This is a genomic window from Lentzea sp. NPDC003310, assembly GCF_040610935.1.
Lineage (GTDB): Bacteria > Actinomycetota > Actinomycetes > Mycobacteriales > Pseudonocardiaceae > Lentzea.
This window is the reverse complement of record NZ_JBEXNC010000019.1, coordinates 75,853-101,931: the sequence shown is the minus strand read 5'-3', so window position 1 is coordinate 101,931 and position 26,079 is coordinate 75,853. Positions and strand designations below refer to the sequence as shown.

Annotated in this window: 26 protein-coding genes; 12 read left to right on the top strand and 14 right to left on the bottom strand. The window is 69.0% G+C overall.

What is annotated here, in order from left to right; all coding sequences use genetic code 11:
* Positions 1 to 122: 122 nt before the first annotated feature.
* From ABZX02_RS34320 to ABZX02_RS34310, 3 genes are all read left to right on the top strand, one after another.
* On the top strand, positions 123 to 1,382 hold the full coding sequence (locus ABZX02_RS34320) for an extracellular solute-binding protein (protein ID WP_355304584.1): 1,260 nt from the start codon (positions 123 to 125) through the stop codon (positions 1,380 to 1,382).
* Positions 1,383 to 1,483: 101 nt separating this feature from the next.
* Positions 1,484 to 2,362 carry a sugar ABC transporter permease gene (locus ABZX02_RS34315; protein ID WP_355304798.1) on the top strand — a complete coding sequence of 293 codons (879 nt, stop codon included), beginning with the start codon at positions 1,484 to 1,486 and terminating at the stop codon, positions 2,360 to 2,362.
* The gene (locus ABZX02_RS34310) at positions 2,362 to 3,258 is read left to right on the top strand and encodes a carbohydrate ABC transporter permease (RefSeq protein WP_355304583.1); all 897 of its coding nucleotides are present in this window, start codon (positions 2,362 to 2,364) and stop codon (positions 3,256 to 3,258) included. The genes ABZX02_RS34315 and ABZX02_RS34310 overlap by 1 nt, the downstream gene beginning before the upstream one ends.
* A gap of 1 nt (position 3,259) precedes the next feature.
* Here ABZX02_RS34310 and ABZX02_RS34305 read toward each other — a convergent pair whose 3' ends face one another.
* A complete protein-coding gene (locus ABZX02_RS34305) occupies positions 3,260 to 3,952 on the bottom strand; it encodes a phosphotransferase (protein ID WP_355304582.1) in 693 nt (230 codons plus the stop codon).
* A 117-nt stretch (positions 3,953 to 4,069) separates the two neighbouring features.
* Here ABZX02_RS34305 and ugpC point away from each other — a divergent pair, with 117 nt between their 5' ends.
* The 4 genes from ugpC (at position 4,070) to ABZX02_RS34285 (ending at position 7,774) form a co-directional block, all read left to right on the top strand.
* A complete protein-coding gene (gene ugpC / locus ABZX02_RS34300; RefSeq protein WP_355304580.1) occupies positions 4,070 to 5,164 on the top strand; it encodes a sn-glycerol-3-phosphate ABC transporter ATP-binding protein UgpC in 1,095 nt (364 codons plus the stop codon).
* 98 nt (positions 5,165 to 5,262) lie between these two features.
* Positions 5,263 to 6,174, top strand: a complete 912-nt coding sequence (locus ABZX02_RS34295) for a zinc ABC transporter substrate-binding protein (protein WP_355304578.1) — start codon at positions 5,263 to 5,265, stop codon at positions 6,172 to 6,174.
* Complete coding sequence (locus ABZX02_RS34290; RefSeq protein ID WP_355304576.1) at positions 6,171 to 6,962, top strand: metal ABC transporter ATP-binding protein; 792 nt, start codon at positions 6,171 to 6,173, stop codon at positions 6,960 to 6,962. Before ABZX02_RS34295 ends, ABZX02_RS34290 begins: the two co-directional genes overlap by 4 nt.
* The gene (locus ABZX02_RS34285; RefSeq protein WP_355304574.1) at positions 6,959 to 7,774 is read left to right on the top strand and encodes a metal ABC transporter permease; all 816 of its coding nucleotides are present in this window, start codon (positions 6,959 to 6,961) and stop codon (positions 7,772 to 7,774) included. The genes ABZX02_RS34290 and ABZX02_RS34285 overlap by 4 nt, the downstream gene beginning before the upstream one ends.
* Here ABZX02_RS34285 and ABZX02_RS34280 read toward each other — a convergent pair.
* From ABZX02_RS34280 to ABZX02_RS34255, 6 genes are all read right to left on the bottom strand, one after another.
* Positions 7,760 to 9,181, bottom strand: coding sequence for a GGDEF domain-containing protein (locus tag ABZX02_RS34280; RefSeq protein ID WP_355304572.1), 1,422 nt, complete (start codon positions 9,179 to 9,181; stop codon positions 7,760 to 7,762). The two genes, ABZX02_RS34285 and ABZX02_RS34280, sit on opposite strands and share 15 nt — an antisense overlap.
* 255 nt (positions 9,182 to 9,436) lie before the next feature.
* Positions 9,437 to 10,666, bottom strand: a complete 1,230-nt coding sequence (locus tag ABZX02_RS34275) for an MFS transporter (protein ID WP_355304570.1) — start codon at positions 10,664 to 10,666, stop codon at positions 9,437 to 9,439.
* Between the two features lie 597 nt (positions 10,667 to 11,263).
* Positions 11,264 to 12,235 (bottom strand): 23S rRNA (guanosine(2251)-2'-O)-methyltransferase RlmB, encoded by a 972-nt coding sequence (gene rlmB / locus ABZX02_RS34270; protein ID WP_355304568.1) that lies wholly within the window; start codon positions 12,233 to 12,235, stop codon positions 11,264 to 11,266.
* 5 nt (positions 12,236 to 12,240) lie between these two features.
* A complete protein-coding gene (gene cysS / locus ABZX02_RS34265; RefSeq protein ID WP_355304566.1) occupies positions 12,241 to 13,635 on the bottom strand; it encodes a cysteine--tRNA ligase in 1,395 nt (464 codons plus the stop codon).
* On the bottom strand, positions 13,632 to 14,255 hold the full coding sequence (locus tag ABZX02_RS34260) for an HAD-IA family hydrolase (protein WP_355304564.1): 624 nt from the start codon (positions 14,253 to 14,255) through the stop codon (positions 13,632 to 13,634). The genes cysS and ABZX02_RS34260 overlap by 4 nt, the downstream gene beginning before the upstream one ends.
* A gap of 25 nt (positions 14,256 to 14,280) precedes the next feature.
* Positions 14,281 to 15,225, bottom strand: coding sequence for a TIR domain-containing protein (locus tag ABZX02_RS34255; RefSeq protein ID WP_355304562.1), 945 nt, complete (start codon positions 15,223 to 15,225; stop codon positions 14,281 to 14,283).
* Between the two features lie 52 nt (positions 15,226 to 15,277).
* Here ABZX02_RS34255 and ABZX02_RS34250 point away from each other — a divergent pair, with 52 nt between their 5' ends.
* Complete coding sequence (locus ABZX02_RS34250; protein WP_355304560.1) at positions 15,278 to 15,571, top strand: DUF6191 domain-containing protein; 294 nt, start codon at positions 15,278 to 15,280, stop codon at positions 15,569 to 15,571.
* On the opposite strand, the gene ABZX02_RS34245 is transcribed toward ABZX02_RS34250, so the two are convergent.
* Genes ABZX02_RS34245 through ABZX02_RS34230 form a run of 4 tightly spaced genes read right to left on the bottom strand, consistent with a single transcriptional unit; the run spans position 15,568 to position 17,653 of the window.
* On the bottom strand, positions 15,568 to 15,960 hold the full coding sequence (locus ABZX02_RS34245; RefSeq protein WP_355304558.1) for a PPOX class F420-dependent oxidoreductase: 393 nt from the start codon (positions 15,958 to 15,960) through the stop codon (positions 15,568 to 15,570). The genes ABZX02_RS34250 and ABZX02_RS34245 overlap by 4 nt on opposite strands.
* Before the next feature lie 4 nt (positions 15,961 to 15,964).
* On the bottom strand, positions 15,965 to 16,432 hold the full coding sequence (gene ispF / locus ABZX02_RS34240; RefSeq protein WP_355304556.1) for a 2-C-methyl-D-erythritol 2,4-cyclodiphosphate synthase: 468 nt from the start codon (positions 16,430 to 16,432) through the stop codon (positions 15,965 to 15,967).
* A complete protein-coding gene (gene ispD, locus ABZX02_RS34235) occupies positions 16,429 to 17,121 on the bottom strand; it encodes a 2-C-methyl-D-erythritol 4-phosphate cytidylyltransferase (RefSeq protein ID WP_355304554.1) in 693 nt (230 codons plus the stop codon). Before ispD ends, ispF begins: the two co-directional genes overlap by 4 nt.
* Before the next feature lie 43 nt (positions 17,122 to 17,164).
* Entirely contained in the window at positions 17,165 to 17,653 is a 489-nt protein-coding gene (locus ABZX02_RS34230) for a CarD family transcriptional regulator (RefSeq protein ID WP_012782996.1), read from the bottom strand.
* Positions 17,654 to 17,907: 254 nt separating this feature from the next.
* On the opposite strand from ABZX02_RS34230, the gene ABZX02_RS34225 reads away from it, so the two are divergent.
* Positions 17,908 to 18,663 carry a hypothetical protein gene (locus tag ABZX02_RS34225; RefSeq protein WP_355304551.1) on the top strand — a complete coding sequence of 252 codons (756 nt, stop codon included), beginning with the start codon at positions 17,908 to 17,910 and terminating at the stop codon, positions 18,661 to 18,663.
* Positions 18,664 to 18,786: 123 nt separating this feature from the next.
* Here the strand turns inward: ABZX02_RS34225 and ABZX02_RS34220 are convergent, their stop codons facing one another.
* The gene (locus tag ABZX02_RS34220) at positions 18,787 to 19,221 is read right to left on the bottom strand and encodes a hypothetical protein (protein ID WP_355304548.1); all 435 of its coding nucleotides are present in this window, start codon (positions 19,219 to 19,221) and stop codon (positions 18,787 to 18,789) included.
* 280 nt (positions 19,222 to 19,501) lie between these two features.
* Here ABZX02_RS34220 and radA point away from each other — a divergent pair, with 280 nt between their 5' ends.
* Genes radA through ABZX02_RS34205 form a run of 3 tightly spaced genes read left to right on the top strand, consistent with a single transcriptional unit; the run spans position 19,502 to position 21,936 of the window.
* On the top strand, positions 19,502 to 20,890 hold the full coding sequence (gene radA / locus ABZX02_RS34215) for a DNA repair protein RadA (protein WP_355304546.1): 1,389 nt from the start codon (positions 19,502 to 19,504) through the stop codon (positions 20,888 to 20,890).
* Between the two features lie 25 nt (positions 20,891 to 20,915).
* Positions 20,916 to 21,434 carry a hypothetical protein gene (locus ABZX02_RS34210; RefSeq protein WP_355304544.1) on the top strand — a complete coding sequence of 173 codons (519 nt, stop codon included), beginning with the start codon at positions 20,916 to 20,918 and terminating at the stop codon, positions 21,432 to 21,434.
* Positions 21,403 to 21,936 carry a hypothetical protein gene (locus ABZX02_RS34205; protein WP_355304542.1) on the top strand — a complete coding sequence of 178 codons (534 nt, stop codon included), beginning with the start codon at positions 21,403 to 21,405 and terminating at the stop codon, positions 21,934 to 21,936. The genes ABZX02_RS34210 and ABZX02_RS34205 overlap by 32 nt, the downstream gene beginning before the upstream one ends.
* 63 nt (positions 21,937 to 21,999) lie before the next feature.
* Here ABZX02_RS34205 and otsB read toward each other — a convergent pair whose 3' ends face one another.
* The gene (gene otsB / locus ABZX02_RS34200; RefSeq protein ID WP_355304540.1) at positions 22,000 to 24,531 is read right to left on the bottom strand and encodes a trehalose-phosphatase; all 2,532 of its coding nucleotides are present in this window, start codon (positions 24,529 to 24,531) and stop codon (positions 22,000 to 22,002) included.
* Positions 24,532 to 24,579: 48 nt separating this feature from the next.
* On the bottom strand, positions 24,580 to 26,013 hold the full coding sequence (locus ABZX02_RS34195) for a trehalose-6-phosphate synthase (protein WP_355304796.1): 1,434 nt from the start codon (positions 26,011 to 26,013) through the stop codon (positions 24,580 to 24,582).
* Between the last annotated feature and the right edge of the window lie 66 nt (positions 26,014 to 26,079).

Sequence of the window (26,079 nt, the reverse complement as noted above, 5' to 3'; positions counted from 1 at the left end):
GTCCACGTCTTGACCTGACCATGGTTCTGGTAGTGAAATCGCCCGCAACATTCTCGCAAAACCTTGCAAGACCCTCGTCTCACTCGGAGATGGGGCCCCAGCTGGAGGGAACGGCAGCAACGATGCGACGGACAACCCTCGTGACCGCCATGGCGACGGGTGTCGCCCTCGTGCTCACCGCGTGCGGAAGCGGCGGATCGAGCAGCAACAGCGGATCCGACTCGGGCGAGGTGACCTTCTGGGACACCAGTGGTCCCAACGAGAGCCCCGTGTTCAAGAAGATCGCGGAAGGCTGTGCCACCAAGGACGGCTACAAGGTCAAGGTCGAGACGCAGGCCTTCGACGGCGCGCTCAACAACTACAAGACCGCCGCCCAGGGCGGTCAGGGCCCCGACGTCTTCCGCTCCGAGGTCGCCTGGGTGCCGCAGCTCGCGAAGCTGAGCTACGTCGCCGACCTGTCCGACACCGACCTCGCGAAGGACACCTCCGACTTCCTGGAGGCCGCGCTGGGCTCCACGAAGTTCGAGGGCAAGACCTACGCCGTGCCGCAGGTGACCGACTCCCTCGCGCTGCTCTACAACAAGAAGAAGCTCGCCGACGCCGGCGTCGAGCCGCCGAAGACGTGGGACGAGCTCAAGGCCGCCGCCGCGAAGCTGGGTGGCGAGAAGGCCTTCTTCCTCAACAACGACGCGTACTACGCGCTGCCGTTCATCTACGGCGAGGGCGGCGACCTGGTCGACGCCTCCGCCAAGAAGATCGTCGTGAACTCCGCGCAGAACGTGAAGGCGCTGGAGACCGCGAAGAGCCTGCTCGACGCGAAGGCCGCCACCACGGCGCTCGACGCGACGAACTCGTACTCGAACATGCAGGCCGCGTTCTCGTCCGGTGAGGCCGCCATGGTCGTCAACGGTCCGTGGGCCGTCGCCGACTACCTCAAGGGCGCCGCGTTCAGCGACCCGGCGAACCTCGGCATCGCGCCGGTCCCCGGCCCGGCCGCGGGCAAGGGCAGTGCGCCGGTCGGTGGCCACGACTACGTGATCCGCCAGGGCACCAAGGCGAAGCAGTCGTCCATCAAGTTCATCCAGTGCATGGCTTCGGCGGAGTCGCAGGCGACCATCGCCAAGGAGCTCGGCCTGCTGCCGACCCGCAAGTCGGCCTACCAGAACGCCGACGTCAAGGCGAACGCCGTCGTGGCCGCGTTCGAGCCGGTCACCAAGACCGCGCACGAGCGCCCGTGGATCCCGGAGGGCGGCGAGCTCTTCGACCCGCTGAAGATCGGCTACGCGGACTTCCTGGCCGGCAAGAAGGACGCCAAGACCGCCCTTGACGACGTCGCGAAGGCGTACAAGGAGAAGGTCGTCACCGAGTACTCGATCGGCTGATCGTGTTGAGCGGCCGGGGTTTCTCTCCTGAACCTCGGCCGCTCGCCGGAAGGGGAGTCTCGGTGCGTCGGTTCCTGGACAGGTACTGGTACGCGTATGCGATGGTGCTGCCGGTCGTGGTGGTCATCGCGGTGTTGGTGCTCTACCCGCTCGCGCAGGGCGTGTTCTTCACCTTCACGAACATCAACGAAGGCAACATCGCCAACCCGATCCTGGATCGGCCGGCCACCTACGACGTGGTGGGCTTCAAGAACTACCTGAACGTCCTCTCCGGCGGGGAGTCGTTCGGCGCGTTCTGGGGCACGCTGGTGCGCACGCTGATCTGGACGTTCTCGTGCGTGTTCTTCCACTACACCATCGGTCTCGGTCTCGCGATGCTGCTGAACCGCCAGGTGAAGGGCCGCACGCTCTACCGCGTGCTGCTGATCCTGCCGTGGGCCGTGCCCGCGTTCATCAGCGCGTTCGCGTGGAAGTACATGTTCAACGCGCAGTACGGGATCATCAACCAGCTGCTGCGTTCCGTCGGCCTGCCGGACCCCGTGTGGCTCGGTCAGTCGAACTGGGCGCTGGTGTCGGTGATCATCGTGAACGTCTGGCTGGGCACGCCGTTCATGATGGTGGCGCTGCTCGGTGGTCTGCAGTCGATCCCCGGTGACCTCTACGAGGCCGCGGAGATGGACGGCGCCACGCCGTGGCAGCGGTTCCGCCACGTGACGCTGCCGGGCCTGCGCTCGGTGTCGTCGACGGTGGTGCTGCTCGGCATCATCTGGACGTTCAACATGTTCCCGGTGATCTACCTGATCGCGGGCCCGAACCCGAACACGCGGATCCTCGTGACCTACGCGTTCGAGCGCTTCTTCTCCGGTGCGTCCCGCGACTACGCGATCGCGTCGACCTACGGCGTGCTGATCCTTTCGGTGTTGTTGGTGTTCGCCGCGGTCTACCGGCGGGCGCTGCGCAAGCAGGGCGAGGTGTGGTGATGACGCTCGACGCTTCGTCCCTGAAGGTCGTCCAGGCCGCCGGTCCGGTCCGCAAGCGCACCGACCGTTCGCCGCTCGCCTCCATCGGCCTGCACGGTGCCCTGGTGATCGCCTCGGTGATCTCGGTGTTCCCGGTCTTCTGGGTGTTCATCACCTCGCTGAAGCCGGACGCCCGCGCCGTCGAGCCCACGCCGCGGTTGTTCAACGAGTCCTCAGTGGACAACTACACGCGGATCCTCTCGGGCGACAAGGGCAACTTCCTCGCGTGGTTCGGCAACTCCGTCGTGATCGCGTTGCTCACCACGGTCATCGCGGTGTTCCTGTCGGCCACCACCGGCTACGCGGCCTCGCGCTTCCGGTTCCCCGGCAAGCGATCGCTGATGATGTCGTTCCTGCTGGTGCAGATGTTCCCGTTCGCGGTGCTGATCGTGCCGCTGTACAACATCCTCATCGCGTTGGGGCTCAACGGTTCCACGTTCGGTCTCGTGCTCGTGTACTGCACGACCGCGGTGCCGTTCTGCACGTACATGCTCAAGGGCTACTTCGACACGGTGCCGTCGGACATCGACGAGGCGGGCCGGGTGGACGGGCTGTCGCCGTTCGGCGTGTTCTGGCGGCTGATCATGCCGCTGGCCAAGCCGGGTCTCGCGGTGACGTCGTTCTACGCGTTCCTCACGGCCTGGGGCGAGGTGGCGTTCGCGTCCGCGTTCCTGTCCGCGGCGGACGAGTCGAAGACGCTGGCGGTCGGGCTGCAGGTGTTCGTGCAGCAGAACCGCACGGAGTGGGGTCACCTCGCGGCGGCGTCCATCCTGGTGGCGATCCCGGCGATCGTCGTGTTCTACCTGGTGCAGCGGTTCCTGGTGACCGGGCTCGCGTCCGGTGCCGTGAAGGGCTGAGTCACGGTGCTGGGGGCGGCTTCAGGGCCGCCTCCAGCTCTGCCCGGTGCTCGGTGAACCAGGTGTGCGCGGCGCGAACGGACCTGCCGGCGCCCGACTCGCGCAGCCCGGCCAGCGCCGGATCGGTCTCGATGCCGTGCGCGCAACGGTCCTGCCACCACAGGATCGTCTCCACGAGCCGGCCGCGGTCGTCCAGCCCGTACGCGTCGCAGACCGTGCGGAGTCCCTCCGCCACAACCGGTGGATCTTCGAGGTCCACGTACTGCCAGCACACGTGTGCGATGTCGTGGATGCGCTTGCCTGGTGCGGCGAGATCCCAGTCGATGAACGCGAACGGCACGTGGTCGTCGCGGTAGACGGTGTTCTTGGGCGACAGGTCGTTGTGGCAGACCACCTCCTGGTCGCCGGCGAGGTCGGTTCCTGCCGTCAGGTCGTGGAACTCCCGCACGAGCCGCGCCACCGCGGCCAGGCCCTCGGACGACCGCGCCGGCACGTGCCCGTCGACGAAAGCCAGCACTTCCCGCCCCTTGCCGTCCACGCCGAGGTACCGCGGCGCACCCCGCCACCCCTGCCGTTCGAAGTGGAGCAGCAGCCGGTGGACGAACGGCGAGCGAGCGTGGAGCGGCCGCCGGACCGTGTCGCCGATCCGGACGACCTCGTTGATGAAGCCGCCTGGCAGCGGCGTTTCGTTCACGCCTCTGAACGTAAGCGCTTACGTTGTGCCGCGCCGGAACGTAAGCGCTTTCGTCTGTTCACGTAAGCGCTTGCAATCCCTAACGTCGCGTCCAGACAAGGGTGAAAGGTGCGTCACATGGCAGAGGTGTCCTACGTCAAGGCGTCGCGCGTGTTCTCCGGCAACCCGCCGGTCCGCGCGGTCGACGAGCTCTCGCTGGAGGTTGCCGACGGCGAGTTCCTGGTGCTGGTCGGTCCGTCCGGTTCCGGCAAGTCGACGGCGCTGCGCATGCTCGCGGGCCTCGAGGACATCGACGAGGGCGCCATCCACATCGGTGGCAAGGACGTCACCAACGTGCCGCCGAAGGGCCGGGACATCGCGATGGTGTTCCAGTCGTACGCGCTCTACCCGCACATGACCGTCGCGGAGAACATGGGCTTCGCGCTCAAGCTGCGCGGTGTGTCGAAGACCGAGATCAAGGCGAAGGTCGAAGAGGCCGCCAAGATGCTCGACCTCACCAAGTACCTGGAGCGCAAGCCGAAGGCGCTCTCCGGTGGTCAGCGTCAGCGTGTCGCCATGGGTCGCGCCATCGTCCGCGAGCCCTCCGTGTTCCTCATGGACGAGCCGCTGTCCAACCTGGACGCCAAGCTGCGCGTCGAGACGCGTGCGAACATCGCCGCCCTCCAGCAGCGCCTCGGCACCACCACGATCTACGTCACGCACGACCAGGTCGAGGCCATGACGATGGGCCACCGCGTCGCGGTGCTCAAGGACGGCCTGCTGCAGCAGTGCGACACGCCTCGCGCGCTGTACGACCGCCCGGCCAACGCGTTCGTCGCCGGGTTCATCGGCTCGCCGGCCATGAACCTCAAGACCGTGCCGATCACGTCGGAGGGCGCGAAGCTCGACGGCATCATCGTGCCGCTCAGCAGGGACGCGATCGCCGCCGCCGGCGGTCTGGACGAGGTCACCTTCGGCATCCGCCCCGAGGCGCTCGGCATCGTGCCGTCGGGCGAGGAGGGCATGGAGATGACCGTCGAGCTCGTCGAGGAGCTCGGTGCCGACGCGCTCGTGCACGGCGCCGTGAAGATCGGTGACTCGTCGCAGCGCTTCGTCGTCCGCGTCGACGGCCGCACGCCGCCGACCCTGGGCCAGCACGTGAAGGTCGCCGTCCGCGACCACAGCGAGATCCACCTGTTCCACCCCGAGTCGGGCGACCGCCTGGAGTCCTGATTCACACGTTCAAGCCCCCGGCGTGACCGTCGGGGGCTTTTTCGTGTCGTAAACTGAACTCGACAACGGTTTCCATTACCTGATCGAGGGACGGCGTGATGACTCTCCGCAACGCTCTGGTCGGCGCTCTTGCCGTCGCGAGCCTGGCCGCGTGTGGCACGTCCACGCCGTCCGCCGACAACGGCAAGATCCAGGTCGTCGCCTCCACCAACGTGTGGGGCAGCGTCGTGAAGGCCGTCGGCGGCGACGAGGTCGAGGTCAAGGCGCTGCTGGACGACCCGGGCGCGGACCCGCACTCGTACGAGAGCAAGCCCGCGGACGCGGCGCTGGTCAAGGACGCCAAGCTGGTCGTCTTCAACGGCGGCGGCTACGACGACTTCTTCGCGAAGCTGATCACCAGTGACGCCACCAAGAAGGTCGAGGCCTTCCCGCTGGCCGACAACCACGCCGAGCCCCACAGCGAGGCGCCCGACGCCGACGGTCACGACCACAGCGTGAACGAGCACGTCTGGTACGACCTGCACACCGTCGAGGCGGTGGCCGAGGCCGCGGCGACCGAGCTCACCGCGATCGCGCCGGACAAGAAGGCGACGTTCGAGAGCAACACCGCGAGCTTCAAGACCAAGATCGAGGAGCTCGAGAAGAAGATCGCGGACATCGGCAAGGGCAAGAAGGTCGCCGCCACCGAGCCCATCGCGCACTACCTGGTCGAGGCGACCGGCGCCGAGGACGTGACGCCCGAGGCGTTCAGCAAGGCGATCGAGGAGGAGTCGGACGTGCCGGCCGCAGCCCTCGCCGAGATGAACCAGCTGGTCGAGTCCAAGCAGGTCAACGTCCTGGTGGAGAACACCCAGACCGAGAACCAGGTCACCAAGGGCGTCGTCGAGAAGGCCAAGTCGGCCGGTGTCGCGGTCGTGCAGGTCACCGAGACGTTGCCCGAGGGCGTGACCGGCTACCTTGACTGGATGACCAAGCAGGTGGACGCGCTGTCGCAGGCGCTCAAGGCATGACCGCGATCTCGCTGCGCGGGGCACACCTGTCCTACGGGGACAGGGTGCTGTGGGACGGGCTCGACCTCGACGTCGAGCCCGGCGAGTTCCTGGCGGTCCTGGGCCCGAACGGCTCCGGCAAGACCAGCCTGATGCGCGTGCTGCTGGGCCTCCAGCCGCTGACCTCCGGCACCGTGAAGATCGCCGGCGGCAACCACGCCATCGGGTACGTCCCGCAGCAGCGAGCGCTCGACCAGTCCATGACGCTCCGGGGCCGCGACCTCGTCGGCCTCGGCCTCGACGGCCACACGTGGGGCTTCGGGCTCAAGGGCCGCAAGGAACGCCGCATCCGCGTGGACGCCGCCATCGAGTCCGTGGGCGGCACGCGGTACGCCGACGAACCCATCGGCCTGCTGTCGGGCGGCGAGCAGCAACGGCTGCGCGTCGCCCAGGCGCTCGTCGGCGACCCGAAGGTCCTGCTCTGCGACGAACCGCTGCTGTCGCTCGACCTCGCGAACCAGCGGGTGGTCTCCGAACTGATCGACAAGCGCCGCCGTGAGGCGGACACGGCCGTGCTGTTCGTGACGCACGAGCTGAACCCGGTGCTGCCGCTGGTCGACCGGGTGCTCTACCTCGTCGGCGGCCGGTTCCGGATCGGCACGCCGGAAGAGGTCATGAACTCGCGGACGTTGTCCGAGCTGTACCGGACCCCGGTCGAGGTCGTGCGGGTGCGCGACCAGATCCTGGTGGTCGGAGCCGGCGCCTGCGAGGAGCAGACGCACCACCTGTCGGCGGAGGCCGCGTCGTGACGTTCGTCGACCTGCTCGAACTCGACTTCGTGCAGACCGCGTTGATCGCGGCCGCCGTGCTGGGCCTGGTCGCGGGCGTGCTCGGGCCGCTGGTCGTGACCCGCAAGATGGCGTTCGCCGTGCACGGCACCAGCGAGCTCGCGTTCACCGGTGGCGCGGCGGCCCTGCTGCTCGGCATCGGGATCGGCTACGGCGCGCTCGCCGGGTCGATCATCGCCGCCGTGCTGCTCGGCGTGCTGTCCCGCCGGGAGAGCGACCGCGACTCGGTGATCGGCGCGATCCTCGCGTTCGGGCTCGGCATGGGCATCCTGATGCTCGCGCTCTACAAAGGCCGTGCCGCCAACAAGTTCGGGCTGCTGACCGGGCAGATCGTCGGGGTCGACTCCACCGACCTGAAGCTGCTCGTGGTCTCCTCGATCGTCGTGCTGGTGGTGCTCGCGTTCATCTACCGGCCGCTGTTCTTCGCCTCGGTCGACCCGGACGTCGCGATCTCGCGCGGGGTGCCGGTGCGGACGCTGTCGATCGTGTTCGCCGTCCTGGTCGGCGTCGCCACCGCGCTGTCCGTGCAGGTGGTGGGCGCGCTGCTGGTGCTGGCGCTGATGATCACGCCCGCCGCCGCGGCCATGCGGATCACCGCCTCGCCGGTGCGGGCCACCGTGCTGTCGGTGGTGTTCGCCGAGCTCGCGGCCGTCGGCGGGATCCTGCTGTCGCTGCAGCCGGGGCTCCCGGTGTCCGCGCTGGTCACCGCGGTCAGCTTCGTGATCTACCTGGTGTGCCGGGTGGTGTCCGGGCGCAGGTCACGCACTGCGTGAGCTGATCGGCTTCGTCACGTCGTCCTGCCGCGGCGCCGGCATCAGGCGCGGCGGGATGTCGAGGCCCGCCACGCGGACCTGGTTGCGGCCGTTCTCCTTCGCCTTGTACAGCGCCGCGTCCGCCGAGTGCTGGGCCGTCGCCATGTCCGGGCCGTTGTCCGGGATCACCGCGACGCCGATCGACGCCGAGATCGCCTGCAGCGACTCGCCCTCCGGCTCCGGCGGCTGGATCTCGCGGCCGTAGAGCGTGACCACGTTGCGGTGCTTGTCGGTGGTCGGGACGGCCAGGGAGCCGATGGCCTCGCGGATGCGTTCGGCGATCGTCACGCCCTGGGCGACCGGGGTGTCCTTCAGCGCCACGACGAACTCCTCGCCGCCGTCGCGGCCCGCGACGTCTCCCGGGCGGAGCTTCTCGCGCAGGATCCGGCCGACCTCGGCCAGCACGGCGTTGCCCGCGGGGTGGCCCCAGGTGTCGTTGATGCGCTTGAAGTGGTCGAGGTCGATGACGAGGACGGTCATCGGTTCGCCGTCGAGGCGGCAGCGTTCGGCGAGCCTGCCCGCGTACTCGGCGAGGCCGTTGGTGTTGAGCAGGCCCGTCCGGTAGTCGGTGTGGGCGTCGGCGGCGAGGCGCTGGTGGAGCTGTTCCTGTTCGCGCAGCAACCGCTCGAGGTGGGTGCGGCGCTCGCCCGCGCGGGAGAGCAGCGCGTTCACGAGGATCACCGGGACCACGAGCAGGAGCGGGCCCACCCAGTGCGAGGTCATCAGCATGCCGAGCATGGCGCCCGCGCCGAGCGTGCTCATCTCCAGCATGTTGTCGACCTTGGACCCGAGGAAGTCGAGCACCTTCGAGTTCGGGGTGACGATCTTGAACGCCGCGGCGACGGTCATCACCTGGACGAACCAGTAGACGAGCGCGGCTATCGCGAGGATCAGGACCAGGCTGAGGTCGGTCGGGACGTTTCCGGTGGCGGCCAGGGAGACACCCGACAGGTGCACCAGTGCCCACGACAGCAGCGTGGAGGCCAGCATGGAGGCGGTGCCGAAGACGAAGCGGTACGGCTGGCGGCGGGCGATCGGCTGGATCAGGATGCGCATCCAGATCGTGGCGATCACGGCCAGGCCGCCGGGCAGCGCCACGGCCGCGGCGAACGTCCAGACGGACGTCAGGTCGATGTGCGGACCGGAGGCCTCGTTGCGGCGGGCCTCTTCGTCTCTGCGGACTATCGTCAGGTGGATCGTGATCGCGGCCACGAGCGCGGCGAAGCGCAGCCAGTCCTCGTCGGACACGGCGGTGAGCTTCGTCAGGAGCCAGATGGCGGCGACGGCCACGGCTGCTTCGAGCACGAAGAAGTACGCGATCGCGCTGGGCGCAACGGTCCAAAGGTCCCAGTTGCGAATCGGAGTCAAGCCGAGTGCCCGCGATCGCCTGCGATCAGTCAAACTGTTCTTCACCACGACCCCCTACGCTCATGGCACTTCATGAGCCAAGCCGCCGCTGACCAGGTCGTAGACCACCACGCTGCCGCTCGTCGCAACGAGGAGGTGTCCTTCCATGTGCAACCGAGACTTCTGAACGCCACCTCTCTCTACCCGGCTTCATTCACGCACCGAGAACATCATGGTGCCTCCACTACGGATATCGCTATTGGTGACCGTTCTGTTTCAGATTGCCACCGCCTTCGTGCCGTCGCGACCCCGGGCACGTCGCCAGGCGAAGGTGGCCTGTGTCGCCAGCAGCAGTCCGATACCGCCCGCTCCCGCGATCGTGGCCGTTACCGATCCGACCGAATGGGCGACGACACCCGCCAGCGCCATTCCTCCGCCCTGGCTCGAGCGCAACGCCGCGCGCCCAATGCCATAAGCCCTTCCTCGGTACTGGTCGGGTAGCAGCCGCATCCACGCCGAACGAGCGGGTGTGTGATAAGCCCCGCCTATACCGGCAATCACCAGCAAAACGATCGTCCAGGTCAGGTTCGGGTTGAAAGCGAACATGATCAACGGCGCCAGCGACAGGATCGCGAGCGGTCCGATGAGCCGTTCCCTCTTCGCCGGGTCCCGGACGAGCCGGAAGAGCAGCGCCACGCCCAGCACGTTCGCGGCGGGTTCGATGGCGAGGATCAGGCCCACCGCCCAGACGGCGTTCAGGCTGGCCGCCAGCGGCACCGCGAGGCCTTCCGGGACCATCGCGAGGCCCGCCAGCAGCCGGACGCCCAGCAGCGTCCTCAGGCGCGGCTCGGACACCATCAGCGTGAGCACGCCGCGTGGTTGTTCCTCGTCGTCCTTCTTCTTGCGGCCCAACGGGTCCGCGGCCGGGCGGTGCTTCACCGACGTCTGCACCAGGACCGCCAGCACGACGAACGTGCCGGCGTTGATCGCCAGCGCGAGGCCGGGACTGGTGTGCGCGACGAGGAAGCCCGCGGCCGCGAGGCCACCCATCTGGGCTATGTCGACGGACGTGCCGAACAACGCCACGCCGTCGTCGTAGCGGTTCGGCGGCAGCACGTTCGGCAGGCTCGCCTCCTGCGCCGCGAGGTACGGCGAGGAGATCGCGAGGACCACCACCAGCAGCACGATCATGGCCCACAGGGGCATGCCCGGAATGGCCATCGCGGCCATCAGCCCGGCCTGCAACCAGGCCGTCGTCACCATTACCGTGCGTCGTGGGAACCGGTCGGCGACCCAGCCGAGCAACGGCCCGGAAATCAGCGGCGGGAAGAGCGTCAACGACCACGTCAGCGCGGTCGCGGCAACGGATTGTGTCCGCTCGAATACGAGCAGTGACAAAGCGACCGCCGCGAGTTGGTCACCGGCGGTCGAAACGGTCGAACCGATCCACATGGCGCGGAACTCACGCATGGCGGCGAGCTCGCGGAGGGTGCCGCGCGTCGTCATGCGGTACCTCGCGGAGTAGCTGCCCGCGCGCGACGAATCGGCTCGCCCCGATTCGCTCTACGCCGAGTCACGTCGCCCCCGCCGGTGGTAATCAATTCCTATCGACAATCACGGTAGAAGCTGCCTGACCGTTCAACGTCTGTCCTACCACAGTGTGTACCTAAACGGAGCAGGCCAGTTACCTAAAGTAGTTACAATAGCGAAACGTGGAGCTGATCTTCTTCACAGTTGACCTCGGGTTCGCCTGATTGGACCCCAAATGGTCACGTTGTGTGTCAGCTGGTGCCAAACGGGCGTCGCCACCTCCGCCAACCGGTGCAACCCGCTCCGGCTGCTGCACCGGCGTGACCTGCGAATTGCGATCGAGACGAAGGTACCCGCGCCCGGGAGTGGCGCGGAATAGGCCATGCGGTTTGTCATCCCGATCAAGCCGGGAGTTCTGGCAAGTGTGGAGATCTCGTTTCCTCGCCCGCGTGACGAAACCGGTTTCGCAGGCGAGGAAAACGATCACTAACGTCGGCAATGGACGCGATTGGCGTCGCGAACCGGCAGATAACGTCAGGCACCCCGACGGGCAAGCCCCGTCGGTAGGGTTTTCTAGCCCTTCGCCGCGACCCGGCGGCGGCGAGCCACCTCCGCCAGCACGACACCGGCGGCGACGGACGCGTTGAGCGACTCGACGCCCGTGGCCATCGGGATCGACACGGTCTGGTCGCACGTCTCCTTGACCAGACGACCGAGCCCGCGGCCCTCCGACCCCACCACGACGACGAGCGGACCCGTCGCGAGGTCGAGGCCGTCCACGTCCACGTCACCGTCCGCGTCGAGGCCCACGATCATCAGGCCGGCCTCGGCCCAGTCGCGGAGCGTGCGGGTGAGGTTCGTGGCCATGCCGATCGGCAGCTTGGCCGCCGTGCCCGCACTGGTGCGCCACGCCACGGCCGTCATGGACGCGCTGCGGCGCTGCGGCACCACGACGCCCTGGGCACCGAACGCGGCGGCGGACCGCACGACGGCACCCAGGTTGCGCGGGTCCGTCACGCCGTCCAGCGCCACCAGCAGCGGCGGCGTGCCGGCGCGCTGGGCCAGTTCCAGCAGCTCGTCCGGGGTCGCGTACTCGAACGGCGGCACCTGCAGGCCGAGGCCCTGGTGCATCGCGCCGCCGGTGATCCGGTCGAGCTCACCGCGGGCCACCTCCAGCACGGAGATGCCCCGGTCGGCGGCAAGGCGCACGGCCTCCTGCACGCGGTCGTCCGCGTCGATGCCCAGCGCCACGTACAGCGCCGTCGCGGGCGTGCCCGCGCGCAGGCACTCGACCACGGGGTTGCGCCCCGCCACGGTCTCGGCCTGGGCCTTGTCCTTGATCTGACGGCGCTGCGTCTTGGCCGCGTCGCTCTTGGCCGCGACCTTCGCCCGCTTGTACGCGGGGTGGTTCGGGCGGTCCGACGCCTTCGGGGTCGGACCCTTGCCCTGCAGGCCCTTGGACTTCTGTCCGCCGGAGCCGACGACCGCGCCCTTCTTCGAGCCCGGATTGCGCATCGCGCCCTTGCGCTTGGAGTTGCCAGCCACGGAAGTCAGTCGTCCTTCAAAGTCCACTGCGGACCGCCGGGGGTGTCCTCGACGGCGATGCCCGCGTCGCTCAGCTGGTCCCTCAGCGCGTCGGAGCGCGCGAAGTCCCTGCTCTTGCGGGCTTCCTGGCGTTCGGCGAGAAGCCGCTCCACCAGCTTGGTCAACGCCTGCCGCATGCCGAGGTCGGCACTCGAGGCGTCGTTCCACTTCGGCGACAACGGGTCGACGCCGAGGATGTCGGCCATCCGGCGCACGCACTCGGCGGCCTCGCGGACCACCTCGTCGTCGCCGTCGGCGAGCGCCGTGTTGCCCTGGCGCACCTTGTTGTGCAGTGCGGCCACGGCCTGCGGCGTGTTCAGGTCGTTGTCCATCGCGGTCACGAAGTCCGGGCACATCTCGCCGCGCAGCTCGATCGGGCCGAGGCGCTCCGCGGCGCGGCGCAGGAACGACTCGATGCGGCCGTACGCCGTCACCGCCTCGTCCAGCGCGCCCTCGGAGTACTCGATGTGCGAGCGGTAGTGCGGGGAGACCAGGTAGTACCGCAGTTCCTGCGCGCGGACCTTCTCCAGCATCGCGGGGATGGACACGGTGTTGCCGAGCGACTTGGCCATCTTCTCGCCGGACAGCGTCACCCAGTAGTTGTGCATCCAGTAGTTCGCGAAGCCGTCGCCGGCCGCCCGCGACTGGGCCTGCTCGTTCTCGTGGTGCGGGAAGATCAGGTCGAGCCCGCCGCCGTGGATGTCGAACGAGCTGCCGAGGTACTCCGTCGCCATCGCCGAGCACTCCAGGTGCCAGCCGGGCCTGCCGTCGCCCCACGGCGTCGGCCAGGACGGCTCACCCGGCTTCGCGGCCTTCCACAGCGTGAAGTCGCGCGGGTCGCGCTTGCCGCGCACCGCGGTCTCGCCCTGCTCGACGGCGTCGAGCTTCTGCCCGGACAGCGCGCCGTACTCGGGGAACGAGCGCACGTCGAAGTAGACGTCGCCGTCGACGTCGTAGGCGTGGCCCTTGTCGATCAGGCGCTGCATGAGCTCGACCATCTGCGTGATGTGGCCGGTCGCGCGCGGCGCGTACGACGGCGGCAGGCAGCCCAGCGCGTCGTAGGCGTCCTCGAACGCGCGCTCGTGCGTGTACGCCCACTCCCACCACGGCCGGTCGTGCTCGGCGGCCTTGGTGAGGATCTTGTCGTCGATGTCGGTGACGTTGCGGACCAGCGTGACGTCGGCCCCGTCGCGGGCGAGCCAGCGCCGGAGGACGTCGAAGTTCAGGCCGCTGCGGACGTGCCCGATGTGCGGCACGCCCTGCACGGTCGCCCCACATACGTAGATCGACGCCGTTCCGTTGACCTGCGGGTGGAACTCCCGCATGGACCGGCTCGCGGTGTCGTAGATGTGGAGGCTCACACGGGAATGGTACGGGCCACATCCAAAAGAGCATTGGGCCGGTCACTCGTCGGAACCGGGTTGACGAGCCGGAAGGAGCAACCGATCGCCTCGGCGCCGCCATCCGCCTCCTCGCTGTCGCCGACCATGACGGCGTCGCGGGGGTCCACGCCCAGCCGTTCGCAGGCGGTGGTGAAGATCTTCGGGTCGGGCTTGACCACACCTTCTTCGTAGGAGAGCACGAACTCGTCGACCAGGTGCGTCAGGCCGTGCAGCTCGAAGACGGTGCGGATGTCCCAGCCGATGTTGCTGACGACCGCGACCGGGACGTCCTTCAGATGCTCCAGCGTCGCCTTGGTGTCCGGGTACGGCACCCAGGACTCGGGGAGCAGCAGCTTGTCGTAGAAGGCCTCGGCGTCGGGCACCAGGGCGTCCTGCAGCACGCGGACGTGGACCCAGCGGTGGACGTCCGCGTCGAGGTCGCGGCGGTGCCAGGCTTCGACCAGTTCGGGGTCCATGTCGTCGGCGATGCCGACCGGGGCGGTGAGAGCACGCATCAGGGCACCGTTGGACTCGAGCTCGGGGTGCTCGAGCCGGAACAGCGTGCCGGAGAAGTCGAAGAGCGCGGCGCGGATCGTCACGCTCCCGACTCTACGTGCCGCAGGCCTAGTTGGTCTGGACCTTTTGGAGCTCGGCCCTGACCGGCCCGTCGTCGTAGACCAGGTTGAGCTGCAGGTCGCCCGCCCCGCGCTCGCTGGCCGTCGTGAACTCCTCCACGAACTGCTCGATCTGGCGCAGCGGTGCGTCGGTGAGCTTCGCGGCGGTGGCGTAGAGGTTCTCGAACCGGTCCGGCACCGTGGTGCCGCGCAGGTCGGCGGACCAGTCGAGCAGGTTCTCGTACTGCTCCACGAACTTGTTGGCCAGGAGGCGGATCTTGTCCTTGTCGCCCGGCCGGCCCGCGGGACCGAACGCCCACTGCTGCTTGCCCGGCGACAGCAGGTCGGCGATCTCGTTGATGACCTTGTCGAACGCGCGGGACCGGGCGTTGAAGTAGTCGATCGCGTCGGTGTCCGTGGTGATCGTGCGCCCGGCTGCGGCGAAGCCCATCTCGTGGCTGATCCGCTTGTCCTTGAGGTTGCGCATGTGCAGCCCCACGGTGTCGGAGAACAGCTGGTACTCCCAGCCCGCCGGCGGCGCGGCGACCGCGGTACCGACCTTCTGCGCGATCATCTGGGCCAGCTCGCGCGGGGTGAGGCGGCGCAGGTCGAGGTAGCCGGTGCCCGCCCGCAGCGCCGGGAGCTCGGTGTCGTCGAACCGCACGGGCAGCACGTACTCGGTGTCGGAGACCAGCGCGCGGTCGAACGCGGACTGCCGCTCGTGCTTGGTCCACATCTTCGCGGCGTAGTGCCGCGACACGAACATCACGCAGAAGCGCGAGTCGTGGCGGTAGATCTGGTCGAGGTGCTCGACGAGGTTCTTCCCCCAGAGATCGGCTTGCTCGTCGGTGTCGTAGAAGCGCGTCACGCCCAGTTCGGTGAGGTGGCGGGCCACCTCGTCGACGTAGGGGCGGTCTTCGCCGGCGAAGGAGAGGCACACGTCGTACTTGGGCACGAGGCGATGTTAGTGGCGGGAACCACACCGCCGTGCGCGGAGTTGGGAAGGTATGAACCCGGGGTTCCTGTTCGCGATGTCGCTGCCCGCGTTGGTGGCGGCGTTGTTCGTGCTCGCCGTCGTCGAGAGGTTCGTGCGCAACAAGAAGAAGGGCACGCCGATCGCCTCCGCCGGCATCGGTGAGCTCGGCGCGACGTTCGAGGCGGGCAAGCGCGACGAACTGGAGTACCGCAAGGAGGAGCGGCAGCTGCGCGACGACGAGAACGACGGCGCGCCGCCGCGAAGCCTCGTGGACCTCGACGGCGGCACGGCCGTGCTCAACGTGCCGGCGCAGCGGACCCGTTAGGCGTTGCCGGTCGTCTTCGCGACCTTCACCCGCACGATCACGCGGACGTTGTCCGTGCCCTCGTCGCCGGGGTAGTCCTTGCCGAGGTACTTGTGCGACAGCTCGTTGATGAGCGCCTTGCCGCCCTCGGTCGTCAGCTGCGCGTCACCGCGGAACTCCGCGTACTGGTACGGGTTGTCCTTGTTGATGACGGTGATGCTCACCCGCGGGTCGTTCTGCAGGTGGCGCTCCTTCGCGCGGCCCACGACCGTGGAGAACAGGACGTCGTCGCCGTCGCGCTTGACCCAGACGACGGAGGTCTGCGGGCTGCCGTCCTTGGTCAGCGTGGCGACCGTGCCGTAGTTGGGGCTGTCCAGGAGTTCGCGCTGCGTTTCTGAAAGCGTGGCCATGCTCTCAGGTTAGGGGGAGGAGCAGGGCCGTCGCGATCGCGGCGATGCCCTCGTTCCGCCCTGTGAGACCGAGGCCATCTGTGGTGGTGCCGGCGACCGAGACGGGGCCTCCGACGGCCTCCGAGAGGGTCTTCTGGGCCTCTTCGCGGCGCTTGCCGACGCGCGGTGCGTTGCCGATGACCTGGACTGTGGCGTTTCCCACACGGAAGCCGGCCTCCTCGACGAGGCGGCGCACCTCCGTGAGCAGGACCACGCCGTGCGCGCCCGACCAGCGCGGGTCCGACGTGCCGAAGACGGCGCCGAGGTCACCGAGGCCCGCCGCGGACAGCAGCGCGTCGCACAGCGCGTGGGAGGCCACGTCGCCGTCGGAGTGCCCCGCGCACCCGTCGACGCCTTCCCACAGCAGGCCGGCGATCCAGCACTCCCGACCTGCCTCGATCGGGTGGACGTCGACGCCCTGGCCGATCCTCACTCCTGGCCTCCGCTGAACAGTGCCTCCGCGACCGCCAGGTCGAACGGAGTGGTGATCTTCATGGCGTGCGCGTGGCCGGGAACCGTGTGGACCCGGACACCGTTCTTCTCGACGAGACCTGCGTCATCAGTCGCGGCGATACCGGAGCTGTAGGCGGCTCTGAGAATCTCGGCGCGGAAACCCTGCGGGGTCTGCACGACCCGCAGAGCGGCTCGATCAGGCGTGGAGACGACCACTCCGACCTCGTCCACCTGTTTGATCGTGTCGGCGACCGGCAACACCGGGATGACGGCGTCGTACCCGTCGCGCACCGCGGCGACGACACCGGCGATGACCTCGGGAGGGGTGAAGGCACGAGCGGCGTCGTGGACCAGCACGATCGAGGTGTCCGGAATCACGCGGAGCGCGTGGTCGAGGGCGAGGCGCACCGAGTCGGTGCGTTCGGCGCCCCCTGAAAGCACGTGCACCGCCCCGCCGGCCGGGGCCAGCGAGGCGGTTGCGGTGTGCACTGAGTCCACATCGGACGACGGAGCGGCGATGACGACGTGTTGAACCAGGCCTGACTCGAACAGACCTCGCACGGCACGCGTCAGCAGCGGTACGCCGTTGACCGGCACGAGCGCCTTGGGCATCCCGTAGCCCAGACGCTCACCCCGCCCTGCCGCGGGCACGAGCGCGACAACACTCATGTTCGCGACTGAATCCGATGCTCTTTATGTGATTTGGTGAAAACTACGAGGCGGTGGCGAGAACTTCGTCGAGGAGAACCTCGGCCTTGTCCTCGTCGGTGCCCTCGGCCAGCGCCAGCTCGCTGACCAGTATCTGCCGCGCCTTCGCCAGCATCCGCTTCTCGCCGGCGGAAAGCCCGCGATCCTTCTCGCGCCGCCAGAGGTCGCGCACCACTTCCGCAACCTTGTTCACGTCGCCGGAGGCGAGCTTCTCAAGGTTGGCCTTGTACCGCCGAGACCAGTTGGTCGGCTCCTCGGTGTGGGGAGCACGCAAGACCTCGAAAACCTTGTCGAGCCCTTCCTGGCCGACAACGTCACGCACGCCTACGATTTCGGCGTTGTCAGCGGGAACCCGTACGGTGAGGTCGCCCTGCGCTACCTTGAGAACGAGGTACTTCTTCTCCTCGCCCTTGATCACGCGGGTCTCGATTGCTTCGATGAGAGCGGCACCGTGGTGCGGGTAGACGACGGTCTCTCCGACCTTGAAAACCATGTGTCCTCTGCCCCTTTCGATAGCTCCATCCTAACACGTCCGGCAACCCTTCGATCGCTGCTCGATGATCCGTTAGTGCTGGTCAGGGCCATGCGGGGGGTTGACAAACCACCTGTTCGCGTGCAAGGTACGTCTCATCGAAGATCGACTGGCAGCCCGTCGCGTCCTCGATTCGGGTCCCGGTTAGGCTCCTTGCCTGGTGGTTGTTCCCTAGGAAGGACGCTGGAGCCGTGAACTCAGGAGTGTCTCGCCGGATGATCGTGACGGCAGCGCTGGCCGCGGGCCTCGGCCTGGTGGCGGTCGGCTGCAGCGCCGGTCAGGTCACCCAGACCGACACCCAGGTCGCCGCCGTCGACGGTGCGAGCGGCAACGCTGGCCCGATCGCGGTGCGCAACGTCATGCTCGCCTTCCCGCCGGACGGCAACCGGTACAAGGACGGCGAGGACGTGCCGCTGACGTTCGTCATCGCGAACGCCGGCTCGACCGCGGACAAGCTGCTGTCGATCAAGTCGGACGCCTCGGACGCCGAGGCCGAGGTCGTCGGCTCGAAGGAGATCCCGGCGCAGTACGCGCTGCGGGCCGAGTACGACGCCTCCAAGGCGCCGACGAAGACCTCCGCGCCGTCTTCTTCCGCTGCCTCGTCCTCGTCGGTCGTGCCGACCTCGGGCGCGCCGTCGTCCTCGAACGTGACGCCGTCCTCGGGTGTGCCGTCGTCGGGTGTGCCCTCCTCGGGCGCGCCGTCCTCGAACGTGTCGTCCACCGGCTCCGCGTCCTCGGCCGCGTCGTCGACGGGCCGCCCGTCTAGCTCGTCCGCCGCGCCGACGGTCGACCCGGACCTCGAGGTGCTGCAGATCCGTTGCACGCTCAATAAGCTGAACCGCGAGGTGGTGGCGGCGCAGACCGTCAAGATCACCTTCCTGTTCGAGAAGGCGGGCTCGCTGACGCTCGAGGTGCCGGTGGCGCCGTCCGAGCACAAGCGGACGAGCGAGAACCACGGCGAAGGACACTGAGTTTTTGGCCGCTGCTCCGCAGCGGCGGCGAGTTCGCCCTTAAGTCGGTCGTCCGACGCGAACTCGCACAGACACGAACGCCGCCCCCGCCTTGTGGCTGGGGGCGGCGTTTCGCGTTGTGGACTAGCGGGGCTGCAGCATCGGGGCGAACCGGTCGCGGTAGGCCCACGCCAGGCCGATCTCGGCGGCGACCACGAGCAGTGCCATGACCATGCCGCTCGGCTCCAGGAAGACGTGGAACAGGAAGATGTTCACGACCACCGGGGCGAGCAGGGCCAGCGCCAGCGGCACGAACCGCCCGACGACGAGCAGCAGCCCCGCGACGAGCTGCACGCCGGACGTCAGCTGCAGCATGTACCCGGTCGCGTAGAGCGCGCCGCTGAAGGCCACGCCCTCCGGTGCCATCGTGCTGGGGTCCGGGGCGGGCATGAACATCAGGAAGCCGTTCAGGCCGGTCGTGGCGAACAGCAGGCCGGTCAGCACGCGGGCGACGACGGTGGCGTAGCGGCCGACGGCGAACTTGCGGGTCTGCGTCGCGGATGCGGTTGCGGTGCTCACGGTGTCCTCCAGGCTGTGTCGTGTCCTTCCACTGATGCGTCGAACAGGCACCCCGGCGGATCGACAACGCCCCGAAAAATCTCGGAAGTTTTCTTCGCCGACCCCGCCACCAGCGCGAACCGCACGCTTTGACAGCGGTTGGGGACGAGTTTCGCGAGTTCGCGTCGGTCGTCCGGCCGACTTCCCGGCGAACTCGCCGCCGTCTGCGGAGCAGCGGCCGTCCAACAGTGGGAGCAGCGGCAATCCAACACTGTCGGTGCTGTCCTCTAACGTTCGTTTCGTGGCGAAGACAGCGCGGCCGATCTTCCGTTGTGCCGAGTGCGGGCACGAGGTGGCGAAGTGGTTCGGCCGCTGCCCCGAGTGCCAGGCCTGGGGCAGCATCGAGGAACGCGGGACCGCGTCGGTGACGCGGGTGGTGGCCGGTGCGCCCACGTCGGCGGCCCGGCCGATCGGCGAGGTCGACATCGAGTCCGCACGGGCCCTGTCGACCGGTGTCAGCGAGTTCGACCGGGTGCTGGGTGGCGGGTTGGTGCCCGGTGCCGTCGTGCTGCTCGCCGGTGAGCCCGGTGTGGGCAAGTCGACGTTGTTGCTGGAGACGGCGCACCGGTGGGCGGAGTCGCACGGGCGGTGCCTCTACGTCACGGGTGAGGAGTCGGCCGGGCAGGTGCGGTTGCGCGCGGAGCGGACCGGGAACCTGCACGCCGAGATGTACCTGGCCGCCGAGAGCGAGCTCAGCGCGTTGCTCGGGCAGGTGGACCAGGTGAAGCCGTCGATGTTGATCGTCGACTCGGTGCAGACCATGTCGACGGTGAGCGTCGAGGGGGTGCCGGGCGGTGTCACGCAGGTGCGGACCGTCGCATCCGGACTGATCGCGATGGCCAAGGAGCGCGGGCTGCCGGTCGTCCTGGTTGGACACGTCACCAAGGACGGATCCGTTGCGGGGCCTCGGGTTCTGGAACACCTGGTGGACGTCGTGCTGCAGTTCGAGGGCGATCGGCACTCCAGTCTGCGGCTGCTGCGCGGCATCAAGAACCGGTACGGCGCGGCGGACGAGGTCGGCTGCTTCGAGCTGCGCGACGACGGCATCGTCGGCGTGCCGGATCCGTCCGGGCTCTTCCTGACGCGGCGCGAGAAGGCCGTCGAGGGCACCTGCGTCACGGTGATCGTCGAGGGCAAGCGGCCGATGCTCGGCGAGGTGCAGGCGCTGGTGGCCAAGACGAACCTGCCCGCGCCACGGCGTGCGGTGAGCGGGCTCGACTCCGCGCGGATCTCGATGGCGCTGGCGGTGCTCGAGAAGCGCGGCAAGGTCAACCTGTTCCAGAAGGACGTCTTCACCGCGACGGTGGGCGGCATGCGGCTCACCGAGCCCGCCGCGGACCTCGCCGTGGTGCTCGCGGTCGCGTCGGCGGAACGGGAGATCGCGTTGCCCGCCGATCTCGTCGTGCTGGGCGAGGTGGGGCTCGCGGGGGAGATCCGGCGCGTCAACGGCGTCGGAAAACGGCTCCAGGAGGCCGCACGGCTCGGTTTCAAGAAGGCCCTGGTGCCGCCGGACCACGGGCCGCTGCCGGACGGTGTGCGGGCGCTGGTGGCGAACGACCTCGTGTCCGCCCTGGACGTGCTGGGGCTCAACCGCAGGCGCGCGTCCAAGAAGGAGGAGAGCGACGACTGAGCTGCTGCGCCGGGCCCTCGCTCTCGTGCCGCCGGACGTGCGGACCGAGATCGGTGCCTCGGCGGAGGACGTGGCGGCGTACCTCGACCAGGACGAGTGGGAGTTCGCGCTCGACCTCCTCGGCGACTTCGGTGGCATCGCGTGGCAGCCGGGCGAGTACTGGAGTCTGCTCGCGAACGCCGCCGAGGAGCTGCACCTGCCCTGCAAGTGGTTCCACTGGCGCGCCAACGAGACCCGGCAGGGGATGATCCGGGTGGAGCTCACGCACGAGCGCCGGCACCCGATCCCGGGGCAGGGCGTCTACCGCCCGCTGTGGCACGTCGGTGGCGGCGACCACCGGGTGGCCGCTGTGTGGGTGGAGGGGCGCGCCGAGCTGGCGCCGGGTGACCACGCGGTCGTGCGGCTGCTGGCGCTCTCCCCGGAGGGCTGGGACCACCTCGTCCCCGGCGACGTCGTCACCATGCACGAGGGACAACCGGTGGTCGGCACCGCGACTGTGATCGAATTGGCCCGTGTTGGGGAGACACGACGACGAGATCGGTGAGTTGTTGCGGTTCGCCGCGTCCATCGTGCCCGCCGAGGTGCGCAGCGCCGACCTGCTCGACTACCTGGACCTCGAAGAGTGGGAGCTGGTGCTCCAGCTGCTGGGGGAGATCGACGGCCACACCTGGCAGACGCCGCGCTACTGGGCCCTGCTCGCCGAGGCCGCGACCCAGATGGACCAGGACGAGGCCTGGTTCCAGTGGCGGTGCGTGGAGTCCATCCAGGGCCTGCTGCGGGTCGAGCTGACGCTGTCGGTCGACGCGGAACCGTTGCGCGCCAGGGGAGAACGGCCGACGTGGGACGTCACGGGCCGGGAGCAACGGGTCGCCGCGCTGTGGCTCGAGTCCAAGCCGGTGCTGGGACCGGGGGAACGGGGTATCGCGCGGCTGCGGCCGTTCGTGCCGCCGGCGTGGGCGCACCTGATCAGAGGTGACGTGATCACGCTGCACGGCCGCTCGCCGGGCACCGCGAAGATCATCGAGAGGGTGCCGCCGCGGCCCTGAGACGGAAAACGACACCGCCGCGGCCCTGGAGACCAGGACCGCGGCGGCGCGGAGATCACGAACTCACTGCGAGAGCAGCTGGGCGCAGCGGATCAGGCCCAGGTGCGAGTACGCCTGCGGGTGGTTGCCCAGCGAGCGCTCGGCCACTGGGTCGTACTCCTCGGGCAGCAGGCCGGTGGGGCCCGCGGCCGCGACGATCTGGCCGAACAGCTCCTCGGCCTCGGTGCGACGACCAGTCAGAAGATAGGACTCGATCATCCAGGCGGCGCACAGGTGGAAGCCGCCCTCGTCGCCCGGCAGGCCGTCGTCGCGGTGGTAGCGGTACACGGTGGAACCGGACCGCAGTTCCGCCTCGATGGCCGTCACCGTCGACTGGAAGCGCTCGTCGGTGGGGTCGATCAGGCCCGAGAGGCCCACGAACAGCGAGGCGGCGTCGAGGTCGTCGCCGTCGTAGGCCGTGGTGAACGACTGGACCTCGTCGTTCCAGCCGTTCTTCAGGACGTCGGTGGCGATCGTGTCGCGCAGCGGCACCCACGAGTCGTCCAGCGAGCGGCCGAACTGCTCGCCGAGCTTGATCGCGCGGTCGATGGTCAGCCAGCACATGACCTTCGAGTACACGTGGTGGCGCGGCGCGTGCCGCTCCTCCCAGATGCCGTGGTCGGGCTCGTGCCAGCGCCGCGAGACGGCTTCGGCCATCGCCTGGACCATCGCCCAGTCGGCGTCCGACAACGAACCGCGCGCGGTGGCGAGCTGGACCACGAGATCCACGACCGGGCCGAACACGTCGAGCTGCACCTGCTGGTTCGCGAGGTTGCCCACGCGGACCGGGCGGGAGCCGGCGTAGCCGGGCAGCGACTCGATGACGGCCTCGGCGCCCAGTTGGGTGCCGTGCAGCGTGTACAGCGGGTGCAGCCGCTCCGGGCCCGGGATGGTCTCCAGGACGCCGTGCAGCCACGCCAGGAAGCCGTCGGCCTCCGCGAACGAGCCCACCGACACCAGCGCGGCGGCGGTCATCGCGCCGTCGCGCAGCCAGCAGTAGCGGTAGTCCCAGTTGCGGACGCCGCCGAGCTCCTCGGGCAACGACGTGGTGGCTGCCGCCATGATCGAGCCGGAGTCCTTGTGCACCAGGCCGCGCAGCGTGAGCGCGGACCGCAGCACGAGGTCCGTCTGCACCTTCGGCAGGTGCAGTCCGGCGGCCCAGTCCGACCAGTAGCCGGCGGCGCGGTCGCGGCGGACCGACTCGGGCGACGCGTGCTCGGACAGGTCGTCCGTGCCGCAGCGCAGCTCCAGCAGCACCGGCGCGCCCTCGCGCGGTCGCACGACGGCCTTCGCCGTCTCCTGCATGCCGTCCGAGCTGATCTCCCAGTCGACGCCGGGCGAACGCAGCACCATCGGGTCCGAGGTGCCGACGATCCGCAGGCCGTCGCGCTCGCGCAGCAGCCGCACCGGCACCTGCCCGAACTCGGGCCGCGGCGCGAACGTGATCACCGCGTTGGTGGAACCGGAGATCCGGCGCACCAGGTCGGTGCGGTGCGACGCGAGGTCGTGCTCCAGGTAGTCCGTCACCAGGAGCCGAGACCAGCGGGTCTCCACGATCATCGTGCCCGGCAGGTAGCGCTGGCCCAGGGGCAGCGAACCGTGCTCCGGCTTGATCGAGAAGTGGCCCGCGGCGGGGCCGCCGAGCAGGTCCGCGAAGATCGCCGCGGAGTCCGGCTCGGGGTGGCACAGCCAGTTCACCTTGGCGTCCGGCGTGACCAGCGCGACCGATCGCTCGTTCGCGAGCATGGTCAGGCGCTCGATCGGCACGGCCTGGTCGCCGTGCAGCCACGCCCGGCGCTCCTCCAGCAGGAACGCGAGCACGGTCGCCACGTCGGCCGGGTCGGCCACGTAGTACGACGCCAGCGACTCCCCGGCACCCACGCGGATGCCGACGTCCGGGCCGGACAGGCGCGCGAACGCCTTCTCGTCCGTCACGTCGTCGCCCAGGAAGATCGCCGCGGTGGCACCGACCTGGTGGCGCAGGATGTCGAGGGCGTGGCCCTTGTTGGTCTCGACGACGGCGAGCTCGATGACGGCCTTGCCCTCGGTGACCTGCACACCTTCCCAGGTGCACGGGCCGGAGCGGACGGCGTCGAGCACCGCGGTGCCGATGGCCTCGCTCGCCGCACGGCGCACGTGCACGGCGATCGACGCGGGCTTGACCTCGAGCTGGACGCCCTCCTGGCCCTCGGCGATCTGCTCCAGCTCGGTTTCGAGCCGGCGCAGCAACGCCTTGGCGTCGGCGTCGAGCGCGTGGACGAAGCCGACGTCGAACTCGGAGCCGTGCGAGCCGACGAGGTGGACCTCGCCGGGCAGGCGGGACAGCGTGGCCAGGTCGCGCAGCGCACGACCTGAGATCACGGCGGATGTGGTTTCGTGCAGCGATGCGAGCGAGCGCAGCGCGTTCACCGACTCCGGGAGCGGGCGGGCCTGCTCCGGGTCGGCCACGATCGGAGCGAGTGTTCCGTCGTAGTCGCTGGCGACCAGCAGTCGTGGGGTCCGCGCGAGCTGAACGATGGCTCTGCGCAGTTCGGCGGGGAGGGCCTCGGCGGTCAACGCCCCTCCTGGAGCATTCGATGGGTCATATGGCAGATCTGAAAGGATTCAGACCGAGGTCTGCGTGCCCAACGCCTCCAGGAACGACCTCGCCCAGCGATCGACGTCGTGGGTCAGGACTTGGCGGCGCAGCGCGCGCATCCTACGGCGGCCTTCGGCGGGATCGATGTCGAGGGCGGCCTGCAGAGCGTTCTTGACACCGTCCAGATCGTGGGGGTTCACCAGGAACGCACTGGTCAGCTCTGCGGCAGCGCCGGCGAACTCGCTGAGCACCAGAGCCCCACCAAGATCATATCGGCAGGCCACGTACTCCTTGCACACGAGGTTCATCCCGTCCCGAACGGGTGTGACGACCATGACGTCCGCCGCGCTCATGAACGCGACGAGCTCCTCGCGGTTCACCGACTGGTGCAGGTAGTGCACGACGGGCTTGCCGACGCGGCCGAACTCGCCGTTGATCCGGCCGACGGACTGCTCGATGTCCTTGCGCATCGTCACGTAGTGGTCGACGCGCTCCCGGCTGGGCGTGGCGAGCTGGACCATCGCGACGTCCTCGGGGTCCACGCGTCCGTCCGCGATCAGCTCGTACAGAGCGCGGATCCGGACGTCGATGCCCTTCGTGTAGTCGAGGCGGTCCACGCCGAGCAGGATGCGCTTCGGGTTGCCGAGGTCCGCTCGAATCTGCTTCGCGCGGGCCTGCGTCTCCTTGCGCCGCGCCACCGCGTCGAGGCCCGCGCTGTCGATCGAGATCGGGAACGCGCCGACGCGCACGGTGCGGTCGCCGACCTGCACGACGCCGGGGCGCGTGCGGACACCGACGGTGCCGCGCGAGGGCTCCAGGCCCACGAGCCGGCGGGCCAGCCAGAGGAAGTTCTGCGCGCCGCCCGGCCGGTGGAAGCCGACCAGGTCGGCGCCGAGCAGACCGCGGATGATCTCCGTGCGCCACGGGAGCTGCATGAACAGCTCGACCGGCGGGAACGGGATGTGCAGGAAGAAGCCGATCTTGAGGTCGGGTCGCTGCTCGCGCAGCATCGCCGGGACGAGCTGCAGCTGGTAGTCCTGCACCCACACGGTCGCGCCCTGCGCGGCCACCTTCGCGGTCGCGTCGGCGAAGCGCTGGTTGACCTTCACGTAGGTGTTCCACCAGTGGCGGTGGAACGCGGGCTGCGCCACCACGTCGTGGTAGAGCGGCCAGAGGGTGCCGTTGGAGAAGCCCTCGTAGTAGTCCTCGACGTCCTTGGCCGAGAGCTCCACGGGGTGCAGCAGCAGGCCGTCGTCCTCGAACGGGGCCACCTCGGCGTCCGCGATGCCGGGCCAGCCGACCCAGGCGCCGCTGTGTGAGCGCAGGAACGGTTCGAGCGCGCTGACGAGCCCACCGGGGCTGTGCTTCCAGCGCTCTGTCCCGTCGGGAAGACGCTCCAGGTCAACCGGCAGCCGGTTGGCCACGACTACGAATTCCGCCCCGTTCTCGCCAATGTCCATGCTCACAAATGCCCACGTTAGTGCCGACGCGAACGTGTCGCGTGTCGTGTAACGGCCATCACAAGG

Bases quoted from the DNA above. Each gene is read 5' to 3' on its own strand.
- ABZX02_RS34230 (WP_012782996.1), bottom strand. From the start codon at position 17,653: ATGGTTTTCAAGGTCGGAGAGACCGTCGTCTACCCGCACCACGGTGCC.
- ispD (WP_355304554.1), bottom strand. From the start codon at position 17,121: ATGAGTGTTGTCGCGCTCGTGCCCGCGGCAGGGCGGGGTGAGCGTCTG.
- ABZX02_RS34310 (WP_355304583.1), top strand. From the start codon at position 2,362: ATGACGCTCGACGCTTCGTCCCTGAAGGTCGTCCAGGCCGCCGGTCCG.
- ABZX02_RS34320 (WP_355304584.1), top strand. From the start codon at position 123: ATGCGACGGACAACCCTCGTGACCGCCATGGCGACGGGTGTCGCCCTC.
- ugpC (WP_355304580.1), top strand. From the start codon at position 4,070: ATGGCAGAGGTGTCCTACGTCAAGGCGTCGCGCGTGTTCTCCGGCAAC.
- ABZX02_RS34315 (WP_355304798.1), top strand. From the start codon at position 1,484: ATGGTGCTGCCGGTCGTGGTGGTCATCGCGGTGTTGGTGCTCTACCCG.
- ABZX02_RS34245 (WP_355304558.1), bottom strand. From the start codon at position 15,960: ATGGCCACGCTTTCAGAAACGCAGCGCGAACTCCTGGACAGCCCCAAC.
- ABZX02_RS34295 (WP_355304578.1), top strand. From the start codon at position 5,263: ATGACTCTCCGCAACGCTCTGGTCGGCGCTCTTGCCGTCGCGAGCCTG.
- ABZX02_RS34290 (WP_355304576.1), top strand. From the start codon at position 6,171: ATGACCGCGATCTCGCTGCGCGGGGCACACCTGTCCTACGGGGACAGG.
- ABZX02_RS34250 (WP_355304560.1), top strand. From the start codon at position 15,278: ATGAACCCGGGGTTCCTGTTCGCGATGTCGCTGCCCGCGTTGGTGGCG.
- ABZX02_RS34225 (WP_355304551.1), top strand. From the start codon at position 17,908: ATGATCGTGACGGCAGCGCTGGCCGCGGGCCTCGGCCTGGTGGCGGTC.
- ABZX02_RS34275 (WP_355304570.1), bottom strand. From the start codon at position 10,666: ATGACGACGCGCGGCACCCTCCGCGAGCTCGCCGCCATGCGTGAGTTC.
- ABZX02_RS34195 (WP_355304796.1), bottom strand. From the start codon at position 26,013: ATGGACATTGGCGAGAACGGGGCGGAATTCGTAGTCGTGGCCAACCGG.